At 57.0% G+C, this 17998-nt stretch carries 20 protein-coding genes; 9 read left to right on the top strand and 11 right to left on the bottom strand.

The window, feature by feature from the left end:
- Window positions 1–463: 463 nt before the first annotated feature.
- Window positions 464–931, bottom strand: coding sequence for a transketolase (locus ACYASS_RS21705; RefSeq protein ID WP_463587628.1), 468 nt, complete (start codon window positions 929–931; stop codon window positions 464–466).
- A gap of 242 nt (window positions 932–1173) precedes the next feature.
- On the opposite strand from ACYASS_RS21705, the gene ACYASS_RS21710 reads away from it, so the two are divergent.
- Both ACYASS_RS21710 and ACYASS_RS21715 read left to right on the top strand, forming a co-directional pair.
- Window positions 1174–1653 carry an Lrp/AsnC family transcriptional regulator gene (locus tag ACYASS_RS21710; RefSeq protein ID WP_243245219.1) on the top strand — a complete coding sequence of 160 codons (480 nt, stop codon included), beginning with the start codon at window positions 1174–1176 and terminating at the stop codon, window positions 1651–1653.
- Between the two features lie 701 nt (window positions 1654–2354).
- Window positions 2355–3119, top strand: coding sequence for an SDR family oxidoreductase (locus tag ACYASS_RS21715; protein WP_243245218.1), 765 nt, complete (start codon window positions 2355–2357; stop codon window positions 3117–3119).
- A 175-nt stretch (window positions 3120–3294) separates the two neighbouring features.
- On the opposite strand, the gene ACYASS_RS21720 is transcribed toward ACYASS_RS21715, so the two are convergent.
- The 7 genes from ACYASS_RS21720 to ACYASS_RS21750 all read right to left on the bottom strand — a co-directional run bounded on the left by ACYASS_RS21720 (window position 3295) and on the right by ACYASS_RS21750 (window position 8387).
- Window positions 3295–4437 (bottom strand): AGE family epimerase/isomerase, encoded by a 1143-nt coding sequence (locus ACYASS_RS21720; protein ID WP_463587629.1) that lies wholly within the window; start codon window positions 4435–4437, stop codon window positions 3295–3297.
- Between the two features lie 210 nt (window positions 4438–4647).
- Window positions 4648–5220: a HupE/UreJ family protein gene (locus ACYASS_RS21725; RefSeq protein WP_463587630.1), complete on the bottom strand. Its 573-nt coding sequence runs from the start codon at window positions 5218–5220 to the stop codon at window positions 4648–4650.
- A 26-nt stretch (window positions 5221–5246) separates the two neighbouring features.
- Window positions 5247–5864: an urease accessory protein UreG gene (gene ureG / locus ACYASS_RS21730; protein WP_463587631.1), complete on the bottom strand. Its 618-nt coding sequence runs from the start codon at window positions 5862–5864 to the stop codon at window positions 5247–5249.
- Between the two features lie 73 nt (window positions 5865–5937).
- A complete protein-coding gene (locus ACYASS_RS21735; RefSeq protein ID WP_243245211.1) occupies window positions 5938–6612 on the bottom strand; it encodes an urease accessory protein UreF in 675 nt (224 codons plus the stop codon).
- The gene (gene ureE / locus ACYASS_RS21740) at window positions 6609–7109 is read right to left on the bottom strand and encodes an urease accessory protein UreE (protein WP_243245209.1); all 501 of its coding nucleotides are present in this window, start codon (window positions 7107–7109) and stop codon (window positions 6609–6611) included. The genes ACYASS_RS21735 and ureE overlap by 4 nt, the downstream gene beginning before the upstream one ends.
- A 161-nt stretch (window positions 7110–7270) precedes the next feature.
- Window positions 7271–7909: a TetR family transcriptional regulator gene (locus ACYASS_RS21745; protein ID WP_122663113.1), complete on the bottom strand. Its 639-nt coding sequence runs from the start codon at window positions 7907–7909 to the stop codon at window positions 7271–7273.
- Between the two features lie 301 nt (window positions 7910–8210).
- Window positions 8211–8387: a hypothetical protein gene (locus ACYASS_RS21750; protein ID WP_463587632.1), complete on the bottom strand. Its 177-nt coding sequence runs from the start codon at window positions 8385–8387 to the stop codon at window positions 8211–8213.
- Window positions 8388–8676: 289 nt separating this feature from the next.
- On the opposite strand from ACYASS_RS21750, the gene ACYASS_RS21755 reads away from it, so the two are divergent.
- A complete protein-coding gene (locus ACYASS_RS21755; protein WP_463587633.1) occupies window positions 8677–10746 on the top strand; it encodes an AsmA family protein in 2070 nt (689 codons plus the stop codon).
- Window positions 10747–11046: 300 nt separating this feature from the next.
- Here the strand turns inward: ACYASS_RS21755 and ACYASS_RS21760 are convergent, their stop codons facing one another.
- Window positions 11047–11580 (bottom strand): ferritin-like domain-containing protein, encoded by a 534-nt coding sequence (locus ACYASS_RS21760; RefSeq protein ID WP_122663111.1) that lies wholly within the window; start codon window positions 11578–11580, stop codon window positions 11047–11049.
- A 218-nt stretch (window positions 11581–11798) separates the two neighbouring features.
- Here ACYASS_RS21760 and ACYASS_RS21765 point away from each other — a divergent pair, with 218 nt between their 5' ends.
- Window positions 11799–11885: a small membrane protein YohP gene (locus ACYASS_RS21765; protein WP_441343355.1), complete on the top strand. Its 87-nt coding sequence runs from the start codon at window positions 11799–11801 to the stop codon at window positions 11883–11885.
- A gap of 84 nt (window positions 11886–11969) precedes the next feature.
- Here the strand turns inward: ACYASS_RS21765 and osmE are convergent, their stop codons facing one another.
- The gene (gene osmE / locus ACYASS_RS21770) at window positions 11970–12308 is read right to left on the bottom strand and encodes an osmotically-inducible lipoprotein OsmE (protein ID WP_027902910.1); all 339 of its coding nucleotides are present in this window, start codon (window positions 12306–12308) and stop codon (window positions 11970–11972) included.
- Window positions 12309–12519: 211 nt separating this feature from the next.
- Here osmE and ACYASS_RS21775 point away from each other — a divergent pair, with 211 nt between their 5' ends.
- The 4 genes from ACYASS_RS21775 to ACYASS_RS21790 all read left to right on the top strand — a co-directional run bounded on the left by ACYASS_RS21775 (window position 12520) and on the right by ACYASS_RS21790 (window position 15311).
- Complete coding sequence (locus ACYASS_RS21775; protein ID WP_463587634.1) at window positions 12520–13410, top strand: esterase/lipase family protein; 891 nt, start codon at window positions 12520–12522, stop codon at window positions 13408–13410.
- Window positions 13411–13469: 59 nt separating this feature from the next.
- The gene (locus ACYASS_RS21780; protein WP_243245203.1) at window positions 13470–13739 is read left to right on the top strand and encodes a hypothetical protein; all 270 of its coding nucleotides are present in this window, start codon (window positions 13470–13472) and stop codon (window positions 13737–13739) included.
- 85 nt (window positions 13740–13824) lie between these two features.
- On the top strand, window positions 13825–14109 hold the full coding sequence (locus tag ACYASS_RS21785; protein WP_463587635.1) for a PsiF family protein: 285 nt from the start codon (window positions 13825–13827) through the stop codon (window positions 14107–14109).
- A gap of 191 nt (window positions 14110–14300) precedes the next feature.
- Complete coding sequence (locus ACYASS_RS21790; protein WP_463587636.1) at window positions 14301–15311, top strand: AI-2E family transporter; 1011 nt, start codon at window positions 14301–14303, stop codon at window positions 15309–15311.
- A gap of 85 nt (window positions 15312–15396) precedes the next feature.
- On the opposite strand, the gene ACYASS_RS21795 is transcribed toward ACYASS_RS21790, so the two are convergent.
- A complete protein-coding gene (locus tag ACYASS_RS21795) occupies window positions 15397–16662 on the bottom strand; it encodes an Hsp70 family protein (RefSeq protein WP_243245197.1) in 1266 nt (421 codons plus the stop codon).
- 298 nt (window positions 16663–16960) lie between these two features.
- Here ACYASS_RS21795 and cbpA point away from each other — a divergent pair, with 298 nt between their 5' ends.
- Window positions 16961–17902 (top strand): curved DNA-binding protein, encoded by a 942-nt coding sequence (gene cbpA, locus ACYASS_RS21800; RefSeq protein WP_463587637.1) that lies wholly within the window; start codon window positions 16961–16963, stop codon window positions 17900–17902.
- Window positions 17903–17998: the final 96 nt, after the last annotated feature.

Consider the following 17998-nt stretch of genomic DNA (forward strand, 5'->3'; position numbering starts at 1 on the left):
CCTGTAGGAGCTGCCGAAGGCTGCGAATGGTGGTGTGTTAGAAAGCCCCGATCGCAGCCTTCGCACTACCGTGGCGCGGTATCAGGTAGGAGGCAACTTGTTGGCGAGAGGTTTCACGCGGTGATTCAGGCCTGCCGCCTCGCGAACAAGTTCGCTCCTACCATGTGGTGCGTATCAGGTAGGAGGCAACTTGTTGGCGAGAGGTTTTACGGGGTGATTCAGGCCTGCCGCCTCGCGAACAAGTTCGCTCCTACCATGTGGTGCGTATCAGGTAGGAGGCAACTTGTTGGCGAGAGCTTTTACGGGGTGATTCAGGCCTGCCGCCTCGCGAACAAGTTCGCTCCTACCATGTGGCGCGGTATCAGGTAGGAGGCAACTTGTTGGCGATGGGCCTGACGCGGTGATTGAGGTATACCGTTTGGCGAGCATTTTTAGCTAAAGGGTGACTTGAATAGCCCCCTCATCAAACCCCAATAAACCGCTCTTCCAGAATGCTCTTCGCCAAGGCGCTGACCTTTACCAGAATCTCTTCAACCTGCTTATCCATTGCCGCTGGCGATAACTCTGTCTCCCCAAGCCTGATCACATGCAATTTGTGGCCGCATACTGAGCCTAGCCAGGTGAGTTGGGGCGACGGGCTTTCTTCGATATCCAGTAAATAACAACCTTTCGACACCGAGCGCAGCAATTGACTGGCGTGGCAAGAGGTGTCCAGGTTTGGTGCGCTCTGCGCCGACTCTGCCCGCAGCCAGTCTTCCAGGAACTCATGAGCGTGTTTGACGTGCAGGTAAGCGACCTGATCCCAATCGTCTATCGCGCTGCGCAGACGTTCACTGATGTAACCCGGCAGGCCGGCACGGGTGACGATCACCACACCGACCTCCGGAGAGGGGGCTTTTACCCAGACTGCAGATTCGGATATCCCAAGCATTACAGCGCTCCCGGCGGGTTAAAGGTGCAGGTATTTCTCACCTCTAAGCTACTGAAACTGTGCTGGGGTTTCCTACATATTTGGGCCTTCAAATCGGAACGTCGTCCATAAAAAAATGGCGTCACGGATGAACATTCCTCCTGCAGGCATTTTCCTGAACGTTTGTTCGTCGCCCGGCATGATTTGCGCATAACGGCTATTCCCCCTCATCCATTTCACGGGTGCAAACGAGGTCTCGGGCGATGAAAGAACAGTCCCAAACGCCGGAATTGACGGTGCAGGAGCGCAAGATCCTGCGGGCGTTGCAGATCGATGGCCGCATCAGCAATGCGGACCTCGCCAAAAAGGTCGGGCTGAGCACTACTGCATGCTGGAATCACACCCGGCGTCTCTATGAAAACGGCGTTATTAAAAGCGTGCGAGCGCAGATAGACCCTCATGCGGTGCAGCAAAGTACCGTTGTGCTGATCGGTGTCGTGCTTGACCGTTCCACCCCGGAAAGTTTTGCCACCTTCGAGGCCGCCGCCCGCGAGTTGCAGCAGGTGCTGGAATGCTGGCTGGTTGCGGGGGATGTGGATTACTTCATGAAGATCAGAGTTCGGGATCTACCGGCGTTCAACCATCTGCACAACACGAAAATTATTGCCCTGCCCGGAGTGCGCCAGGTGCGGACTTTTTTCGTGCTGAACGAGGTGAAATCTGATGGGCTGTTGTTGATCTGATGTTGCGTGCCAGACACTGCAAGGCGAATTGTGGAAAACAATTTTGGCGAGGCTTCAAACCGCGACATAAAGCCGCTGCAAATGCTTGTTTTGTCACGCTTTTGACTTGTTCAGGATTACTGTGGAACTGCCTGTGAATAACGTGGGAGCATTTGACTGGAGGCCTTTATATACGTGGCCTGCAGGCTTGTGGTTAAATTTTGATCAGTGGTTTTTGGGCTTGCTTTCGGCAGGTTTGTCAACGTTCAGAGGGCTGGTTTTTCATACAGGTATTTTGATCTGTGTGCCTGTGGATAAGTCTGTGGGCAAGCATTGGAAAGAGTCCGCAAACCAGCAGCGGATAAAGGCTACAGGCATTACCGATGAATTCTATAGGCCATTATGTTTCACCGGCTTTACATGCGTGCGCGATAACGTCAAGGGAAAAACGCTTCCGGCGTTCCTTCAGCCCGCGTAATACGTGGCCTGTGCAGAAAAGAGTTGCCCACGGTTATTGTGGGCCTGGCTGTGGATAACGTGGGTAAAACCCCGTCAGACCCAAGCCCTGCCTGGTCCGGTCGGGGTTGGTTGTTTTTTGTCCAAAGTATGGATTGTTTATCCACAGACTTGCCCGTAACCGGTCTGGGCGGGCATTCTGCTGGGCTTGTTTATTTATCGACATCAACCGGCTGCACGCGGGTGCGGCACTTCAGGAGAATGAAATGACTTCCACTGTGTTCATTACTGGTGCTACTTCAGGTTTTGGCGAAGCCTGCGCACGTCGCTTCGCGCAAGCGGGCTGGTCGCTGGTACTGACCGGTCGCCGTGAAGAGCGTCTCAATGCTCTCGGCGCCGAGCTGTCGAAACAGACCAAGGTACACACGCTGGTACTGGACGTGCGCGACCGTGCGGCCATGGAAGCTGCCATCGAAAGCCTGCCTGCCGAATTCGCAACCATTCAGGGACTGATCAACAACGCGGGTCTGGCGCTCGGTATCGATCCTGCACCCAAGTGCAGCCTGGATGACTGGGACACCATGATTGATACCAACATCAAGGGGCTGGTCTACAGCACGCGCCTGCTGCTTTCGCGCCTGATCGCCCATGGTCGCGGCGCCAGTATCGTCAACGTGGGGTCGGTGGCGGGTAACTATCCGTACCCGGGCGGCAACGTCTACGGCGGCACCAAGGCATTTGTTGGCCAGTTCTCGCTGAACCTGCGTAACGACCTGATCGGTACTGGGGTGCGGGTTACAAACCTCGAGCCAGGCTTGTGTGAAAGCGAGTTTTCGCTGGTGCGTTTCGGTGGCGATCAAAGCAAATACGACGCTACCTACGCAGGCGCTGAAGCCATCCAGCCGCAGGACATCGCAGAGACCATCTTCTGGATCATGAACACCCCGGCTCACGTCAACATCAACAGCCTGGAATTGATGCCGGTCAGCCAGACCTGGGCAGGCTTTGCGGTTGATCGTAATCGCGGTTGATCAAGTGATGTGCAGGAGGCAACTTGTTGGCTCCTGTCAAACGAAGCCGGTCCTTCAGTTGCAACGTATTCTTGTAGGAGCTGCCGAAGGCTGCGAAGCATTTATCCTGACATACCGTGATCGCAGCCTTCGGCAGCTCCTACAGGTCATCTGTTTGATACGCGACAGTGTGGTGTCAGCGATGGCTCTGGAAATACTCCGCCAACCCGATATAACAGGTCGCCAGGTGATAAGGAGTAGTGGACGGCATGTCACTGCGGCTGATCTGACCATCCGCGTCCAGGCACTCATTCCAGCCACTCGGATGCAGGAATCGCGATTGCAGCGCCAACAACTGCTTACTCAACGCCGCTTCACTGCCGGGCCGCAAAGTCAGTGCCCTCAAGTACTCGGCTTGCGCCCAGATACGTTGAGTAGCGTCTTTGATCTGTCCATCGCTGGCCAGAGCAGCCGCCACGGCGCCGGTCTGCGAATCAACACCTTGAGCTTCGGCGTGGGTAAACGCCGTGCACAGTGACTGATACAGGGCGCTGCCGCGCAGATGCGGGGACGACTCCAGCAGGAAATACCATTCGAACTGATGGCCCGGCTCGTACCAGTTATCCACAGCCCCTAGCGGTTTCTCGAGCATCACGCCGTGTTTGCTGTCCACGAAGCGCCGTTGCATCGCTGACGCGAGCTCGTTGAGCGTGGCCAATGTCGCCTCGTCGTTACGCACCTCGACGGTGGTCAATAAGGCTTCAGCCAGATGCATCAACGGGTTTTGCAAAGGACCACTGCCAAGCGTTGTCCAGTCTTCACCCAGCACCGCTTCGTATAGTCCGTCATCGTCGGCAAATTGCTCTGCAACGACATCCAGCGCGGCATTGAGCACGGACTCCACCAAGGGTTCGCGAACCTTGGCCCAGTAGTGTGCGCAAGCAAAGATGATGAAGGCGTGGGTGTAGAGATCCTTGCGGCGGTCCAGCGGCGCGCCTTGCGGGTCGATGCTGTAGAACCAGCCGCCGTGTTCCGCATCATGAAAATGCCGCTGCAGAGACCGAAACAGGGCTGCCGCACGGGTTGCCGCCTCGGGCACCGAGGGATGGTCGATCAGGCTGGAGAACAGGAACAACTGCCGGGCGCAGGCCATTGCCCGATAACGCTGTGGTGGCAACGGCTGATGCGCGGCATCGACCGCTTCATAGGGCAGCGCCAACTGAGCATTCCAGCCAGGGCCAAGCCATACCGGCACAATGGTTTGCAGGAAGTGCGCCTGAACGGTGGCGAAAACGGCGTTCAAATCAGGCTGAATGGCGGAGCTGGAAACATCTGGCATCGGCAGGCGTCACGGCAGGGGTGAATTGCGCGACATGGTAGCAGTTAGTACCAGCCTGTAGGAGCGCGCTTGTAGGGAGAGGGGTTGCCGCGGGTGAATCGGGTTTGCCGTCTCGCGAACAAGTTCGCTCCTACCTTCTGGCGCGGTGGCTCAGCCTGACGCTTTCAAGGTAGGAGGCAACTTGTTGGCGAGAGGTTTTGACGCGGTGAATCAAGCCGCCAGCAACCACACACCCGCAGCAGCCGAGATAGCACCGGCAATCCGCACCAAAGGCGCAGCCGCTGTAGGCAGATAGCGCACGACGGCATAACCGGCAGCGTGCAGGGCAGCAGTGGCGACTACGAAGCCGATGGCATAAGCCGCCGGGCTGGACATGTCCGGCAGCTCAAGACCGTGAGCCACGCCATGGAACAGGGCGAACAATGCGGTAGCGCCGACAGCCATAAACAGTGGCGGACGAATCGCCAGTGCCACAGCAAGACCCAGCGCCAGCACCGATGCCGCAATGCCGCTTTCCAGCGCTGGCAGGTTCAGGCCTTCAAAACCCAGCAGCCCGCCGATCAGCATGGTACCCACGAACGTAACAGGCAGCGCCCAGCGAGCTGCGCCTTTTTGCTGTGCCGCCCACAGGCCGACGGCCAACATCGCCAGCAAGTGATCCAGGCCGCCAATCGGGTGACTGATGCCCGCCACCAGGCCGTTGTCGCCATGGCCGGGGTGAGCGAAGGCCAGTGCTGGAACCAGCAGCAGGGCAAGGGTGCCAAGGGCTTGTTTGTAGTTCATGCGAAGCTTTCCTTGTGAGAGTGAAATCATGCCGCGTGGGTGAGCAGACCCTGGCGTTCGATGAAGGCGATGATCTGTTCCAGACCCTGGCCGGTTTTCTGATTACTGAAGACGAAAGGTTTTTCACCTCGCATCTTTTTAGTGTCGCGATCCATCATGTCCAGTGACGCACCCACCAGCGGGGCCAGGTCGATTTTATTGATCACCAGCAAGTCGGATTTACAGATACCCGGTCCGCCTTTGCGAGGCAGCTTGTCGCCAGCAGACACGTCGATCACGTAGATGGTCAGGTCTGAAAGTTCAGGGCTGAAGGTGGCCGAAAGATTATCCCCGCCGGACTCGACGATGATCAGGTCCAGACCTTCAAAGCGGCGATTCAACTGGTCGACTGCTTCGAGGTTGATCGATGCGTCCTCGCGAATGGCCGTGTGCGGGCAGCCGCCGGTTTCAACACCGATAATTCGCTCTGGTGCCAGGGCTTCGTTGCGCACCAGAAAGTCTGCGTCTTCACGGGTGTAGATGTCGTTGGTGACGACCGCCAGGTTGTAACGCTCGCGCAGCGCCAGGCACAGCGCCAATGTCAGGGCTGTTTTGCCCGATCCGACCGGACCACCGATGCCGACGCGCAGAGGTTGGCTATTCATTGAATTCTCCGTTGAGCTCTAGTGCGTAAGTTCTTTTAGGTAGCTGTGTTGTGTAGCTGTGTTAGGTAGAAAATCAGGACCGAAACAGTCGGCTGTATTGACGTTCATGGGCCATGCTCGCCAATGACAGTCCAAAAGCGGCGCTGCCAATATGGTGTGGATCAAGTTCTGTAGCGTGCTGTTGGGCTTGTTGCAAAAGGGGCAATAACTCACTGGTCAGGCGTTGAGCAGCCTGCTGGCCCAGCGGCAGGGTTTTCATCAGTACGGCCAACTGGTTTTCCAGCCAACTCCACAACCAGGCGGCCAGCGCATCCTGAGGGCTGATCTGCCAGGCACGAGCGGCCAAAGCCCAGCCCAGCGCCAGATGCGGTTCTTCGGTTTGTGCCAGGAATGCGCGCGCGGGGCGGTCCAGTTCGGGCAGGCCGTTGAGCAATTGCTGCAACGAATAGCCCATCTGGCGGCTTTCCTGATTCAGCTCACGGGTTTCCCGGCTGGCACGGTGTTCGTTGCTCAGTTGCAGCAACTGACACCAGTCATCTTCGGCAGCTGCCGTGCAGTGGGCCAAAAGCAGCGGGGCTTCAAAGCGCGCCAGGTTGAGTAGTAATTGATCGCTTATCCAGCGTGACGCGGTGCTCGGGTCGACAACGACGAGGTTTTCCACCGCCATTTCAAGACCCTGGGAGTAGCTGTAGCCGCCAATCGGCAGTTGCGGACTGGCCAGGCGCAGCAGCGCCCAGGCGCTGTTCATATACGCACGCCAAACTGGTGCAGTTTCGGTGGGTAGTTGAAATCTTCCTCACCCGCCCGGGAGTGGTGGTGACCGCCGCCATAGGCACCGCTTTCCGGAGAGAAGGGTGCTTCGATGGATTCGGTCGTTGCGCCCAGTTGATCGAGCATGGCCTTCAGCACGTAGTCGTCCAGCAGGCGTAGCCAGCCGTCACCGACTTGCAGCGCTACGTGACGGTTGCCCAAGTGGTAGGCGGCACGAGTCAGTTCGAAAGTGCTGCTGCAGGTCACGTGCATCAGTTGCTCGGGACGGGCGCAGACACGGACGATACGTCCATCTTCAGCTTGAAGGCATTCGCCGTCGTACAGCGGTGGCTGGCCGCGCTCCAGAAAGAGGCCAACATCTTCACCGTCAGCGCTATAGCAACGCAGGCGGCTTTTGCTGCGCGCCTCGAAATTCAAATGCAGCTCGGCGGCCCATTCGGGTTGAGATTCGATTCTTTTGTGAATCACCAGCATTGGAAGGCATCCAGCTAATTGCGATGCTTCAAATCAGAGCAAGGGGCTTGCCAACAGGGCGTGTTGTGGGAAAAAGCTGACGGAAAAGGCAGGAAAGAGGTTCGGGGGTGTCATGCTGCGCACTAAATGGGTGCCTTGTGGTGCGGCTGCACCAATATGTATCAGGATGGTTCGGAGCTTCCCAGTCCACGCCAGTGCTTGGCACCGCTAAAAATGAAACGCAATTGATGGGTGATCTTGGCTTGCGGCTTCAGGTGCGCAGGCAGCGCGTCGCTAGGCGGATCAATCAATTCGGGGAGCATGGCGAAGACGCTTTTGACCACCAGGTCAGCGAGGATTGAAAGCGCTGCCGTGTCCAGATGTTGCCATTTGGGCATGGTGCCCAGGTCAGTCGCAAGGTCGGCACTGATGCCATCGCGCAGTGCGCAGAGCGCCTGTCGCACTTGTCGCGACCCACCGTATTGCTCTCTAGCCAGGAATAGAAATTGCGCCCGCTTGGCTGCGACCACTTCAAGGAAGATTCGCACCGAGGCTTCGATGAGGCCGCCCATGACAAATTCGTTGTGCCTGACCAGACGCAGGGTTTCCCGAAACGTCTGGCCGACTTCGCTGACCAGTGCCAGACCCAACTGGTCCATATCATCGAAATGGCGATAGAAACCTGTAGGGACGATGCCTGCGGTGCGCGCTACTTCTCGCAAGCTCAAGCTGCCGAACCCGCGCCCACTTTCCATCAGGGTATGGGCGGCGTTGAGCAGGGCGTGACGCGTTTGTTGTTTCTGTTCAGCGCGGGGCAGCATGACGATAGACAAATCAGGGATGACAGAGCAGCACTCTAGCAAATGAGCTTTGGCTGCGTCGAAGGGGTTTTAGCCTGGGGCAGTTGATCGGTCACCCGCAGGCGCTGCCACCTCGTCTACGCCGCCGCTGTCGCGTGGCAAACGCAGGACCTGTAGGAGCGCGCATGCCCGCGATAGCGTCAATGCAGCCGACAAATTTATCGCCTGATATACCGAATCGCGGGCAAGCGCGCTCCTACAGGATAAAAAAGCATTCCAAATCAAATGGTTGAATATTGTTTGGATGGGAGATTTTCAGTTTCTAAACCCGCTGAAACTGCTTGATCAGCTGCGCATGGCCGTCTTGAGCCAAAGTTTCGTGTACAGCCTGAATCTCCAGCTGCGCTTCAGCACTAGGCTCGCGTTCGGGCGCAGGTACAGCCCAGACGTTGGCTACCAAAAGAGAAAGGGTCAGGCTGAGCCACACGTGGCGTTTCATGATATTGGCTCCTCGCAAGAGCTTCCGGGGTTGTGTATGGCAGCGATATTACTCCCGGTCTGTCGATATAAAAGTTCGTATTCCTAATGGTGGAAATCAACAATATTGATTGATCCGCCAGCCCTTGTGGGCTGCGGCTTGCAGGCATGCGGGGAAGGTAGGCATTGGGTTTTCAGCCCAATGCTGTAATTTGCACATCCGACCAAACCCTCAGGGTTTTTATCAGTCGAACTTCAAAGTCGACTGCAACAGGCCAGGGCCGACCTGTTGTTATCTGGAGAGTCATGCAATGACGCGCAGCCGTAAAATCTTTGCCTGGACCGGTGCCATTCTGTTTTTGGTGCTGGCCGTATTGGTCATTGTGATCGCCACGTTTGACTGGAACCGCATCAAGCCAACGCTCAACGAAAAAGTCAGTGAAGCGCTGCACCGGCCCTTTGCAATCAACGGCAATCTGGCCGTGATTTGGGGCCGCGAACCGGAAGAGGGCGGTTGGCGTGCCTGGGTTCCATGGCCGCGTTTTGTTGCTGAAGACCTGAGCCTGGGCAATCCGGAATGGTCGAAAACGCCGCAAATGGTCACGCTCAAGCGCGTTGAGTTTCGCCTTTCACCCTTGCCGTTGATCGTGCAGCACGTCGTGATCCCGCGCATTGACCTGACTGGACCTGACGCAAAGCTTGAACGTCTTGCAGACGGCCGCGCCAACTGGGTGTTTGATTTGCCGAAATCTGACCCTGACGCCAAACCTTCGAACTGGGTGCTGGATATCGGCGCTATCAAATTTGACAAAGGACTGGTGAGCTTCAACGATCAGACCCTGAATACTCAGGTGGACCTGGTGATTGATCCGCTGGGTAAACCCATTCCTTTCGGCGACATTGTCGGCAGCGGCGACGCGAAGAAAGCCGAAGAAAAAGGCGTAAGGCCGCAGGACTATGCGTTTGGCGTGAGTTTCAAGGGGCAGTACAAAGGCCAGAAGCTTAACGGCAGCGGCAAGCTCGGTGGGCTGTTGGCGCTTAAGGACGCATCCCAGCCGTTTCCGGTACAGTTTGATGCTCACGTCGGGGATACCCATGCAGCGGTTGCGGGCACAGTGACGGATCCGCAGAACCTCGGTGCGCTGGACCTACGACTCAAGTTGTCGGGTAGCAGTCTGGGTAACCTTTATCCGTTGACCGGCGTGACGCTTCCAGACTCACCGGCTTATTCCACCGATGGTCGGCTTATCGCCAAAATTCATGATCCGGCAGGCGCCAACTTTCGCTATGAAGGCTTCAACGGCAAGATTGGCAACAGCGATATTCATGGCGACCTGGGCTTTGTCGCCAGTCAGCCTCGGCCGAAGTTGACCGGGACGCTAATCTCCAATCAGTTGCTGTTTACGGATCTGGCTCCATTGATTGGGGCCGACTCCAACGCTGCGCAGAAAAAACGCGGAGGCGACAGCAAGCAACCGTCTGGCAAAGTCCTGCCCGTTGAGGAGTTCCAGACTGATCGCTGGCGAGCCATGGACGCCGATGTCGAGTTCACCGGCAAGCGCATTGTGCAAAGCCCCGACCTTCCGTTCTCCGACCTGTACACCCATGTGGTGCTCAATGACGGCCAGTTGAGCTTGCAGCCGCTGCGCTTCGGCGTGGCTGGCGGCAAACTGGATGCTGACATTCGACTGGATGGCCGCAGTACGCCTTTACAGGGCCGGGCAAAGCTTTCGGCGCGCAACCTCAAGCTCAAGCAACTGTTCCCCACGTTTGAACCGATGAAAACCAGTTTTGGTGAGTTGGCTGGCGACGCAGACATCAGCGGCAAGGGTAATTCAGTTGCTGCGCTGCTGGGTACGGCCAATGGCGACTTGAAGATGCTGGTTAACGATGGGGCCATCAGCCGCAGCCTGATGGAGATCGCCGGACTCAACGTGGGCAATTATGTGGTGGGCAAGTTGTTCGGCGATCAGGACGTGAAGATCAATTGCGCGGCGTCTGATGTGGGCATCAAGGACGGTCTGGCGACCCCTCGTCTGTTTGTGTTCGATACCGAGAACGCGATCATCTTTATTGACGGCACGGCCAACTTCAAAACCGAGCAACTGGATTTGAGCGTCAAGCCCGAGTCAAAAGGCTTCCGCGTATTCTCGTTGCGCTCCCCTCTTTATGTACGCGGGCCGTTCGCCAAACCGAATGCGGGCGTGCAGTCCGGGCCGTTGCTGTTGCGCGGAGCGGGGATGGTATTGCTGGGGGCCGCAATCGGACCGGCCGCAGGTTTGCTGGCTCTTGTTGCGCCGAGCAGCGGTGAAGAGCCCAACCAGTGCGCACCGTTGCTGGAGCAAATGCGGTCGGGCAAAGCGCCGAAGACGGTGCAATAGAACTGGAGCGCCACACTCTCTGTAGGAACCGAGCTTGCTCGCGATATTGGCGACGCGGTTTATAGCCGTACCGCGTCATCGTTCATCGCGAGCAAGCTCGGCTCCTACAGGGTTAACGCAATTCAGTGGGACCGGTTTTAGCCGGGAAGAGACCGGTACAGCCACTAAAAATGAGTCGTCAGAAATACTGCTTTTCCGAATGAATTCGGTCCCACAGGATCTCGGCCAGTCCTACAGCTCGCGTTGGCAGACACAAAAAAGCCAGGACCGTGTCCTGGCTTTTACATCACCACTCACCCGTTACAGATCGTTGAGGATGTCCGCCATGTCATCAGCGTGTTCTTCTTCCTGAGCCAGAATGGTCTCGAAGATACGGCGAGTGGTCGGATCATCTTCGCCGATGTACTTGATGATCTCGCTGTAACTGTCGATGGCAATACGCTCAGCCACCAGGTCTTCATAGACCATTTCTTTCAGGGTGGTGCCTGCCACGTACTGAGCGTGGGAGTTCTTCGACAACAGGTCAGGGTTGAATTCCGGCTCGCCACCCAGTTGCACGATGCGCTCGGCCAGTAGATCTGCGTGTTCGGCTTCCTGTTGCGCATGCTCAAGGAACTCGGCGGCTGCCACGCTCGCTTTCAGGCCGGTCGCCATATAGTAGTGGCGCTTGTAGCGCAGCACGCAGACCAGCTCGGTCGCCAGTGATTCGTTCAGCAGACGCAGTACCGTTTCACGATCGGCGCTGTAGCCTTCGGTGACCGCACCGTTTTCCACGTTATGACGCGCGCGCTCGCGCAGCGTGCTCACATCTGACAATTGCTGGGCTTGATTCATGGTTTATCTCCAAAGCTAATCCGGTATCCGTCTCGCTCTTGATGCGCCAGTCTTCTACTGCGGTGACGGGCGCCCGGCATGATCGGTAATAGGTGTGAGTGGTCCGCGTCGGCAAAAGTTTTATTCTTTTGTGCCACCGGTTGATGAAAGAAATATTAGGAAACGACTACTGCACGCTGCGGTCCCAACCTTGAGACGAAAATATATGGAGATACACAATGCTCAAGTTCCTTGGCAGCACCATCGGCATCATCTTCCTGATCGGCCTGATTGTGGTCATCGCCCTGTTCAAGCTGGTTTTCTAAGCTCGTAAGGCTGCACTGACAAAACCGCCGCCCAATAAAAAGCCCGATGCATGCATCGGGCTTTTTTGCGTCTCAACGAGCGTATTACATGGCGCGTTCGTTGGCTTCGCGTTGCTCGCAGGTCATGAAACCCTTGTTATCCACGCGACCGTTGGCGTTGAAGCTGACGTGGTAAACCTGTTCGTGGCCGTCTTTGTTCATCACATAGTTATTGCAAACACCCGGGTGAACCTTGCGCTGTACGCGAGTCGACGGCGTGCCGCCGATGGTCAGCACTTGTTGCTCGGTCATGCCGTCTTCGACTTGCTTGACCAGAGGTTCATTGCGATAGGTCACGTAGTCCACCGGGTTTTGCACAGTGGTGTTGGCGCAACCGCTGACTGCGGCGATAACGAATGCTGCTGCGAGGCTCTTCTTGATCATGACAACCACTCCAATGACTGAGCCATTGTTGGCCCGTTGCAGCTTGGAGCTGTGGAGGTGCGCGAGAGTTCGATTATTTGATGGCCTTTGAGCACTATCGATTACCACGCAGCGGATTGTCGGGCAGTTAAGCCTTGCTGCGCCTGCGTTTGAGTCAATTACCGCTATGGTTCAGTCATTGCCGGTTGATCGCTCGCAAGGAGGCTTCGTCATGAGTCTGGAACAAGCGACTCGTTACCCGCTGGTGCTGGTCCCCGGTTTACTGGGCTTTGTGCGGCTGGTGATCTATCCGTATTGGTACGGCATCGTTCGGGCACTACGCCGTGGGGGCGCTACCGTAACGCCGGTGATGGTATCGGCGGTCAACTCCTCGGAAGTGCGCGGCGAGCAATTGATCGCCCTGATCGTCGAAATGCTGGCAAAGACCGGTGCCGGAAAGGTCAATCTGATCGGCCACAGCCAGGGCGCGCTGACCATCCGGTATGTGGCTGCAAAGCGCCCGGATCTGGTCGCGTCGGTCACCTCGGTCGCCGGGCCTAATCACGGATCCGAACTGGCCGATTTCCTCGAGCGCAATTTTCCCGAGCGAACCCTGCGCGGCTGGCTGCTCAACACACTGTTGCGCGCCATGGTGTGGGTCATGGCGATGCTGGACACCGGCTATCGCGGCACACGGCTGCCGACAGATGTCACGGCATCGCACAAGTCCCTGACCAGCGCAGGTGTGGCTTTATTCAACCGCCAATACCCTCAGGGACTACCGGCTACCTGGGGCGGACAGGGGGAGGAGTTGGTTAACGGCGTGCGTTATTACTCATGGTCCGGCACCTTGCAGCCAGGGCTGAGTGACAGCGGTCGTAATCGTCTGGATGGCACTAATGTGACCTGTCGAATATTCGCTCGCACGTTCACAAAAGAGCGCGGTCAATGTGATGGCATGGTCGGGAAATTCAGTTCTCACCTCGGAACCGTCATCGGTGATGACTACCCTCTCGATCACTTCGACATCGTCAACCAGACCTTTGGGCTGGTGGGCAAAGGTGCCGACCCTGTGAAGCTGTTTGTTGAGCACGCCGCACGCCTCAAGGCTGCGGGCCTTTAGTTGTTTTGAGTCGTTGTTCGTAGTTTGCCGCCCGAGCGGGCCGGTATTGGAGTGATGCAATGAGCGATAAAGAACACTATGAAATCGAGTACACCCTGGCGGGTGAGCATCATGTGGATGTGATCGAGGATCTGGATGTGCCCATCATCGAGGTGGTTCATGAGCTGGCGCAGAAGCATCACGTCGCGCTGGACGACGATCTTCACCACTCGACTGCTGTCGATCTGACAACGCCGCACGCGTCGGGCATTACTGATGTGTCGATTCACAGCGTCGAAGAAGAGGATCTGCAGGTCCATATCGACGTAGATACGCGCATCACAGGGTAGAGCAGGCAGGATCGCGCAGCAGGTTCTTTGGCTACACTCGAAGCAGGCCACGCAGGTCAGCATGGCCACTGCGGAGAGAAGAACAATGAGAATGCTGCGCGTCCCGTTATTGCTGGTGGGTCTGTTGCTGTGCACCCAGGGTTATGCCGCCACCGCACAACAGAACAAAATGACAAGTTGTAATGCCGATGCTTCTGCCCAGTCACTCAAGGGCGATGAGCGCAAGGCGTTCATGAGCACGTGCTTGAAGGCTTCGCCAGCTCAAACCCAGCAGGACAAGATGAAAACCTGTAATGCGACTGCGACCACTCAGGCGCTCAAGGGCGATGCCCGCAAGACCTTCATGAGCGATTGTCTCAAGAAGAAATAATTTTTCAGAGCCGGTTTCGGCGCCCTATGTCACGGCATTGAGTGCCCCGAAACCTTTAATTCCGGTGTCTGATGCAGGTCAGTCCTACATCAGTGTGTAAGTCGTTTCCGTTGGGCTCGTCTGATCACTGGTCCTTAGCTCAGAACGCTGGCAGACTGCCTGCCTCTTTGCGCCGTTCGTCTTGAGGCTATATGCCAACGTTTTCCTCGCGACAAGTCTTGTTGGCCAGCTGGATACTGATATTTGGCGGTCTGTTGATGGTTCTGCCGTTCAAACTGCTGCCTAGCCTGTTGGCGGGTTTGCTGGTTTATGAACTGGTCAACATGCTGACGCCCAAGCTGCAGAGGTTGATTGCCGGGGAACGGGCGCGCTGGCTTGCTGTAGCGCTGCTGGGCACTTTGGTGGTCAGTGTATTGGCGCTGATTTTTGCGGGGGCTTTCAGCTTTGTTCTTCATGAAGCTGAGAATCCTGGCGCATCCCTCGATAAGTTCATGATCCTGGTGGATCGTGCCCGCGGTCAGTTACCACCTTTCGTCGACAGTTACTTGCCCGCCAGTGCCGCCGAGTTCCGGATATCGCTGGGCGAGTGGATACAGAAACACGTGGGTGAGCTGCAGTTGATTGGCAAAGGGGCGGCGCACATGTTCGTCACCATGCTGATCGGCATGGTGCTGGGGGCGATCATCGCCTTGCAGCGGATATCGGATGTGCATACCCGCAAGCCTCTGGCGGCAGCCCTGTTTGATCGTCTGAGTCTGTTGAGCAAGGCGTTCCGTAACATCGTTTTTGCCCAGATCAAAATCTCCCTGCTGAACACCGCGTTCACATCGGTGTTCCTGGTTATCGTCCTGCCGCTGTGCGGAATTCATCTGCCGCTGACCAAAACCCTGATCATCATGACCTTCCTGCTCGGCCTGCTGCCGGTGGTGGGTAACCTGATGTCCAATACGTTGATCTTCATCGTCGGCATGTCGATATCGATCTGGGTCGCCTTGGCGGCGTTGGGTTACCTGATCGTGATCCACAAGGTCGAGTATTTTCTGAACGCGAGGATCGTCGGCGGGCAAATCAATGCCAAGTCGTGGGAGTTGCTGCTGGCGATGCTGATATTCGAAGCCGCATTCGGCCTGCCGGGTGTTGTGGCAGGGCCGATTTACTACGCGTACCTGAAGAGCGAGTTGCAGCGGGAAGCGTTGGTGTAAGAGAGCAGCTGCAAGCTTCAAGCTGTAAGCTTCAAGAGGCGCACGGCCTGCTTTTACCTTATAGCTTGAGGCTTGCAGCTGCCCTTCAGCCGTAGCGCTTCTTGGCCTCGATCGCCAACCCGCTACCAATGCTGCCGAAGATATTCCCCTCAACATGGCGCGCGTTGGGCAGCATGGCCGAGACGCTGTTGCGCAGGGCCGGGATGCCGCTCGAACCACCGGTAAAGAACACCGTGTTGACCTGATCAACCCCCGCACCCGCCTTGAGCAGCAATTCGGTCACGCTGTTACGCACGCGTTCAAGTTGCGAATCAATGGCGGCTTCGAACATCGCCCGACTCAGATCCACGCTCAGACCCGGTTCGATACGGTCCATCGGCAAATGACGGCTTTCGCTGTGAGTCAGCTGGATCTTGGTTTCTTCGACTTCCATGGCCAGCCAGTGACCGGCGCGCTGTTCAATCAGTTTGAACAGGCGGTCGATGCCCTGAGTGTCCTCGATGTCATAGCGCATGCTACCCAGGGCGAGCTGAGACTTCTGCGAGTAGACCGAGTTGATGGTGTGCCACGTCGCCAGATTCATGTGATGGCTGGTCGGCATGTACGCCTGGCTTTTCATCCGGCTGCCGTAGCCGAACAGCGGCATGACACCTTGAATGCTCAGTTGCTTGTCGAAGTCCGTACCGCCGATGTGCACACCGCCTGTCGCGAGGATGTCTTCGTGGCGGTCATCGTAGAAGCGGCGATCAGGTGACAGACGCACCAGAGAGAAGTCCGAAGTACCACCGCCGATGTCGACAATCAGTACCAGCTCTTCTTTGGTAATCGTGGATTCATAGTCGAACGCTGCGGCAATCGGCTCGTACTGGAACGACACTTCCTTGAAACCGATCTTGCGTGCAACTTCGGCCAGGGTGTCTTCGGCTTCCTGATCAGCGGTAATGTCGTCATCGACGAAATGCACCGGGCGACCCAGCACCACTTCTTCGAATTCACGACCGGCGTTGGCTTCGGCGCGTTTCTTCAGTTCGCCGATGAACAGCGCCAGCAGATCCTTGAACGGCATGGCCGTGCCCAGCACGCTGGTGTCGTGCTTGATCAGCTTGGAGCCCAGCAGGCTCTTCAGCGAGCGCATCAGCCGACCTTCGTAGCCTTCCAGGTATTCATGCAGCGCCAGACGGCCATAGACCGGGCGGCGTTCTTCCATATTGAAGAACACCACCGAAGGCAGGGTAATCTTGTCGTCCTCCAGCGCAATCAGCGATTCCATGCCGGGGCGCAGCCAGCCGACGGTGGAATTGGACGTGCCAAAGTCGATGCCGCAGGCACGGGCCGGGGATTGGTCATTCATGTCTTTTACGTTCCAGTCAAAAAACGGCCGCGCAGTGTATGTCAGTGCACGACGGATGCGTAGGGCGAAACATCGGTTAAATGTAGATAACTGTATTTGTTGGCCTGACTTGAACTGGCCGACACGACCCCCAATCTTCTGGGAATTGTCGGCACACCAGGCCGTCGAACGTTTCAAGCATCAAGCTGACGGGTTCGGCGGCCGATACATCTCAACGTATTAGATTCAGATACCTCAAAATAGAGGATGCTGTGCCGCTGTATCAGCGCAGCACGGCATAACCGGGGAAACGCATTAGATGGACTTCAAAGACTATTACAAGATTCTTGCGGTGGATCCGACTGCGGATGAGAAGGCGATCAAGGTCGCTTACCGCAAGTTGGCCCGCAAGTATCACCCTGACGTCAGCAAAGAGGCTGGCGCAGAAGATAAATTCAAAGAAGCGAGCGAAGCCTACGAGGTGCTGAGCAGCCCTGAAAAGCGCGCCGAATACGACGATATCCGCAAATACGGTCAGCAGGGCCGACCCTTCCAGGCCCCGCCAGGCTGGCAGAGTCGTGCCGGTGCGGGCGGGTTTGGCGGTGCCGATAACGGTGACTTCTCAGACTTTTTCAGCTCGATCTTTGGTGGCCGGGCACAGCAGCAGGGCGGCCGCTCGCGCAACCCTGGTCGCAAGGGGCAAGACGTCGAAATGGAACTGGCAATCTTCCTGGAGGAGACGCTGTCGGCCGAATCCAAGCAGGTCAGCTTCAAAGTGCCGCAGCACAATGCAGCGGGCCAGCGTGTGGCTGATGCCACCAAGACACTGAATGTGAAAATCCCTGCCGGGGTCACCGACGGCGAGCGTATTCGCCTCAAGGGGCAGGGCGCGCCGGGCGTTGCAGGCGGTGAGAGCGGTGATCTGTACCTGATCATTCGCCTCGCACCGCATCCGAAGTTCGAGGTTGAAGGCCACGACCTGATCATCACCGTGCCCGTGGCCCCATGGGAAGCTGTGCTGGGTGCGAAAGTCGCTGTGCCGACCCTGACGGGCAAGATCAACCTTACTGTCCGTCCCGACAGCCAGAATGGTCAGCGACTGCGCATCAAGGGCAACGGTTTGCTGAACAAACAAGGGCAACGTGGCGACCTGCTGGCGCAGATCAAAGTGGTAATGCCCAGATCCAGCGATGAGGCGACTCAGGAACTGTGGAAAAAACTGGCTGACAAGGCAGCGTTTGACCCGCGGGCGCAGTGGTGAGTTAAGCTCCGGCTGCGGCCGCTCCCATAAATGCGGTTTTTATGTGGGAGCCGGGCTTGCCCGCGATAAGGTCAACGCGATTTGACTGACATACGC

It is taken from the genome of Pseudomonas sp. HP_14, from assembly GCF_055283875.1.

Bases quoted from the DNA above. Each gene is read 5' to 3' on its own strand.
- ACYASS_RS21705 (WP_463587628.1), bottom strand. From the start codon at position 931: ATGCTTGGGATATCCGAATCTGCAGTCTGGGTAAAAGCCCCCTCTCCG.
- ACYASS_RS21710 (WP_243245219.1), top strand. From the start codon at position 1,174: ATGAAAGAACAGTCCCAAACGCCGGAATTGACGGTGCAGGAGCGCAAG.
- ACYASS_RS21715 (WP_243245218.1), top strand. From the start codon at position 2,355: ATGACTTCCACTGTGTTCATTACTGGTGCTACTTCAGGTTTTGGCGAA.
- ACYASS_RS21720 (WP_463587629.1), bottom strand. From the start codon at position 4,437: ATGCCAGATGTTTCCAGCTCCGCCATTCAGCCTGATTTGAACGCCGTT.
- ACYASS_RS21725 (WP_463587630.1), bottom strand. From the start codon at position 5,220: ATGAACTACAAACAAGCCCTTGGCACCCTTGCCCTGCTGCTGGTTCCA.
- ureG (WP_463587631.1), bottom strand. From the start codon at position 5,864: ATGAATAGCCAACCTCTGCGCGTCGGCATCGGTGGTCCGGTCGGATCG.
- ACYASS_RS21735 (WP_243245211.1), bottom strand. From the start codon at position 6,612: ATGAACAGCGCCTGGGCGCTGCTGCGCCTGGCCAGTCCGCAACTGCCG.
- ureE (WP_243245209.1), bottom strand. From the start codon at position 7,109: ATGCTGGTGATTCACAAAAGAATCGAATCTCAACCCGAATGGGCCGCC.
- ACYASS_RS21745 (WP_122663113.1), bottom strand. From the start codon at position 7,909: ATGCTGCCCCGCGCTGAACAGAAACAACAAACGCGTCACGCCCTGCTC.
- ACYASS_RS21750 (WP_463587632.1), bottom strand. From the start codon at position 8,387: ATGAAACGCCACGTGTGGCTCAGCCTGACCCTTTCTCTTTTGGTAGCC.
- ACYASS_RS21755 (WP_463587633.1), top strand. From the start codon at position 8,677: ATGACGCGCAGCCGTAAAATCTTTGCCTGGACCGGTGCCATTCTGTTT.
- ACYASS_RS21760 (WP_122663111.1), bottom strand. From the start codon at position 11,580: ATGAATCAAGCCCAGCAATTGTCAGATGTGAGCACGCTGCGCGAGCGC.
- ACYASS_RS21765 (WP_441343355.1), top strand. From the start codon at position 11,799: ATGCTCAAGTTCCTTGGCAGCACCATCGGCATCATCTTCCTGATCGGC.
- osmE (WP_027902910.1), bottom strand. From the start codon at position 12,308: ATGATCAAGAAGAGCCTCGCAGCAGCATTCGTTATCGCCGCAGTCAGC.
- ACYASS_RS21775 (WP_463587634.1), top strand. From the start codon at position 12,520: ATGAGTCTGGAACAAGCGACTCGTTACCCGCTGGTGCTGGTCCCCGGT.
- ACYASS_RS21780 (WP_243245203.1), top strand. From the start codon at position 13,470: ATGAGCGATAAAGAACACTATGAAATCGAGTACACCCTGGCGGGTGAG.
- ACYASS_RS21785 (WP_463587635.1), top strand. From the start codon at position 13,825: ATGAGAATGCTGCGCGTCCCGTTATTGCTGGTGGGTCTGTTGCTGTGC.
- ACYASS_RS21790 (WP_463587636.1), top strand. From the start codon at position 14,301: ATGCCAACGTTTTCCTCGCGACAAGTCTTGTTGGCCAGCTGGATACTG.
- ACYASS_RS21795 (WP_243245197.1), bottom strand. From the start codon at position 16,662: ATGAATGACCAATCCCCGGCCCGTGCCTGCGGCATCGACTTTGGCACG.
- cbpA (WP_463587637.1), top strand. From the start codon at position 16,961: ATGGACTTCAAAGACTATTACAAGATTCTTGCGGTGGATCCGACTGCG.